The 3,999-nt window shown below is 38.3% G+C and carries 3 protein-coding genes; all 3 read right to left on the reverse strand.

The window, feature by feature from the left end:
• Positions 1 to 135: 135 nt before the first annotated feature.
• Genes phsC through phsA form a run of 3 tightly spaced genes read right to left on the reverse strand, consistent with a single transcriptional unit; the run spans position 136 to position 3,772 of the window.
• On the reverse strand, positions 136 to 903 hold the full coding sequence (phsC, locus tag AACU98_RS00925; protein WP_004248413.1) for a thiosulfate reductase cytochrome B subunit: 768 nt from the start codon (positions 901 to 903) through the stop codon (positions 136 to 138).
• Positions 900 to 1,478 carry a 4Fe-4S dicluster domain-containing protein gene (locus AACU98_RS00930; RefSeq protein WP_161735348.1) on the reverse strand — a complete coding sequence of 193 codons (579 nt, stop codon included), beginning with the start codon at positions 1,476 to 1,478 and terminating at the stop codon, positions 900 to 902. The genes phsC and AACU98_RS00930 overlap by 4 nt, the downstream gene beginning before the upstream one ends.
• Before the next feature lie 14 nt (positions 1,479 to 1,492).
• Positions 1,493 to 3,772 (reverse strand): thiosulfate reductase PhsA, encoded by a 2,280-nt coding sequence (phsA, locus tag AACU98_RS00935; RefSeq protein ID WP_012368115.1) that lies wholly within the window; start codon positions 3,770 to 3,772, stop codon positions 1,493 to 1,495.
• Positions 3,773 to 3,999 lie beyond the last annotated feature (227 nt).

A 3,999-nucleotide genomic window follows, 5' to 3' on the forward strand; every position in this document is an offset into this window, starting at 1 on the left:
ATAAAAAAATCGTAGTGAATAGGAGAATAATCTGTATTTTTACGTATCAGTGATCTTAGCTAAAAATACCAATACGTAAAAATGCCTGCTCGATAAGCAGGCATGAGGATATTAATAATTATCAACAAGGGATAATCAATTTTTTGTTGTTGTGCTTTCACCATGTTTTTGATGTCGGTGATGCCCATCAATCATGCTGTGGAATGTTTGTGTAAAGGTATCGCCTAAAGTACATAAGTAGAAGTGTGCACAAATAAACATGAGTGCAACGATGCCTAATATAAAGTGTACTTTTAACATCCAATAGCCATAACCTAGGACTTCAGGGTATAAGCATAGTACGCCTGTGATAAGAAGTAGTGGAACTAACCCAAACATAACACCTAAGTAAGCAAGTTGTTGGAGAGGGTTAAATTTATCTGTTGCAGTCGCGGCAAAAGGATGTGGTTCACCTTTCATAATACCATAAAGATAAAAGCGAGCTTGCTTGATACAGCGTCCAATTAATCCTTGTGGTCTGACTTTGTAATGTACACCATTATTTGTGGTTAGGTTAATTACAACAAAACCTATCCAAAAAGCGATGAGAATAAAACCACAGATTTTATGTAGTAGTACCATCGATGGAACATTACCGATAGAGAAATGGCCTAACAATCCACTGATTAATAGAAGAATGAACAGTAAGGCATTACCCCAATGCCAAAAACGAATGGCTTTAGAGTATAAGTAAACACGCTCTTCTTCATAGTGACCACTTTGCTTAGGTGCCAGTGCATAACGTAAAAAACCATGTAGCACCAATATGGCTATCATGGCGACAATGATCAAACCTGCTGCAATTAACCATACAGGCCAGTAATCTGGCGTATAATAGAGTTCGGCTCCCCAGATACTTGTCATGCTTTATCTCCCTGATGGATCTCTTTACGGCGGAATAAATTTGGTTTTCCGACATTATCTAATTGGTATTGATAAACGGATTTCTGTTTGATCCAAGCTTGGATCTCGGGTGAGTCAATGCGACCAAATGCCAATGCATCAGTTGGACATACCGTTACGCAAGCGGGTAACTCACCTTCTGTTAGTCGAGTATCAGCACAGAAATTACATTTATCGGCAATGTGTGTTAATGGATTGATATATCGAACGTGATAAGGACAAGCACCAACACAGTAATCACAGCCAATACAGAGCTCTTTTTTAACCTGTACAATGCCATTTTCATCAATAAATGAAGCACCTGTAGGGCAGACAGAAACACAAGGCGCATCTTCACAATGTTGACAGGAAATTCGGAAAAATTGGTAATGTGGATCTCCTGCCTCATCATTATGAGGGCCTTGAATTTGTACTTGTAGTCGGCTGTATCCTTCAGGAATATCATTGATGACTTTACATGCTACGGTACAAGCTTGGCAGCCAATGCAACGTTTTTCATCGTGTAGCATGACAAATTGTTTAGAGTTGCTATTCATCGTTATTTTTTTCCTTAAGCCAGACTAATTTTGACGCCTGAAGTATGTACATCAGTGCCTGAAACAGGGCTAATTTCATGAGGTAATAAACTACTGCAGTGGATCCCATTTGTGGTTGCTGGCGTTTTTTCGCCAGTCTTAGAGCCTGACCCCATATAGACAAACACCGTGTCAGGACGAATACCTGTGGTAATTAAGGCATGGGCTTTCTCTTTGCCTACGCTATTTTCTAAAATGATCTCATCACCATGCTTAATTCCATGACTTTTTGCGGTATCAGGATGTAACCAGACAGGATTTTTCCACATTAGCTCTGCTAATAAAGGTACATATTGAGTCGCACCATTGGTATGTACTGCGACTTTTCCTTGGATAAAATAGAGTTCATCTTTTTGTTTTAATGGGAAGTTATGGAAACGAGGAATACCATAATTCTCTAATAGACTTTCTAACTCTTCCGAATAGATCTCAATAAGACCACTTGGTGATTTAAAAGAAAGAGATTTTTCCATCATATTGTTACTATCAACATGTTTGATAGCATCTGGGTATTGTGCAACAAAGGCTTTTACATAGGATGGTTCACGTAAAAGTAGCGGAATACCATAAGATAAATAGCCTTTTTGGTGGATCTCTTTATAGAGATTTTCATCCCCTTTAACTTGATAAAGTTGACGAACTCCCATGTTTTCCCAAGGATAATAACTTGCTAACCCCAGTTTTTTTCCTAATTCCATCCAAATTAACCAACTTGGTTTGGTATCACCAATAGGTTCGACAACTTGTTGTCTTAATGCATAAGCAGGATTTAAACCAGAGACATCAGAAATCTCTTCATCTCTTTCTAAATAAGTGCTTTCTGGTAACAGATAATCTGCATAAGATGCACTTTCACTTAAATACACATCACAACTGACAATTAAGTCGAGTTTTTGGGCTGTTTTTTCTAGATCAGGTCGGCAACTTACTGTTTGAAATGGATTATGGCGTGACATAATCCAAGCTTTGGTTTGGTAAGGTACACCATGGAGTGTGGAGTCAATGATAGATTGAACAATACCGCCGCCTTTATTGATATATTTAAATTGAGGCGCTGTAGCATCGACGCGTTTTGCCGTAATTTTAGGCATGCCTTTAACGGTTGGTTTAGCTAATTCAGGGGCAACGTCGATACCCGCTAATTTATTATATTTTGCAGCAGCTTTCTTTTGATACATGCCACCTTCACGTTCAATATTTCCTAGCAGGGCGTTGAAGGTGAAGATCATTCTGCGCATATTAATTTCATCTTTATTAAAGGTTGCGCGATGGCCTGGCATAACTAATGCGTGAGGAGCTTTAGCTGCAATTTCACGTGTTATGCGAATAATATCTTTTGCGGGAACATCAGAGTGAGCTTGTGCCCATTCAGGCGTGGTATCTTGTAATACTTCCACCAATTGAGGGAAACCGACAGTAAATTTTTCTATAAAATCTTTATCATAAAGATTTTCTTTTACCATAATATGACACATGGCCATTAGAACAGGTAAGTCGCCTCCTGGTCGGATAGCAAACCACTCATTTGCTTTACTGGAAACAACGGACAATCGAGGATCAAAACTGACTAATTTTGCACCACGCTCTTGTGCCGTCATTAATTCATAGGTTTCTGCAACTTCAATTCCTTCATAAAGATTATGACCAAAAGAAAGAATATATTTAGAATTTGCGAGATCCATTTTTAAATCACCACCCATCATTACCGATGCAGCAATGGCTTTGCCCGCAGGACAAGTTGATGCATGCGTAAAGGTGTTTGGTGACCCAAATGCCGCCGCTAAATGAAATAAATGAGAGGAAAGAGAACCTGATTTTGATGAGAAAAAGATACTTTCAGCACCATAATGTTGTTTGATGCTTGCCATCTTTTCGGCAATTTCTGTATAAGCTTGTTCCCAGCTAATAACTTCCCATTCTCCGGCACCTCTAGGGCCTTTGCGTTTCATGGGCTTTACAATGCGTTTCGGATCATAAATAAGGCTAACACCACTGCCTCCTCTCGCACAGACTCGAGTTTTTTGATGTGGTGAATTTCGGTTACCTTGGATAAAGACAGTTTTGTTATTAACAACCTGAGCTTCTATAGGACAACGGTAAGAACACATCTCACACAAACTTGGTGTTAATTTAGACTGACCCTTAAGAGATGTTACTGGATTAAGTGCGAGGGCCCCTGGTGGCAAACTTCCCACCGTACAACCAACACATCCTATACCCATCCCCTTAATAAAAGAACGACGACTAATACTCATATAACCTCCAGTTTCTTCTTATAGCTAAATATTATATACAGTTGGTTAAATAAATATTTGATGGTGTCTTCAATTTATTCATTAATAAGTGATGAGTTAGTTGGAAATAATAAATAATAGCAACAAAGAAGTTAATAAATATCATAAAATAATTTAACAAATAGAGACAAAATAAAATGATAATTATTTTCTTCTAAGGCATTAGTTAGGATCTGGTTATTGTTAAA

It is taken from the genome of Proteus sp. G4380 (genome assembly GCF_963885725.1).
In the GTDB taxonomy this organism is placed as follows: Bacteria; Pseudomonadota; Gammaproteobacteria; order Enterobacterales; family Enterobacteriaceae; genus Proteus; species Proteus mirabilis.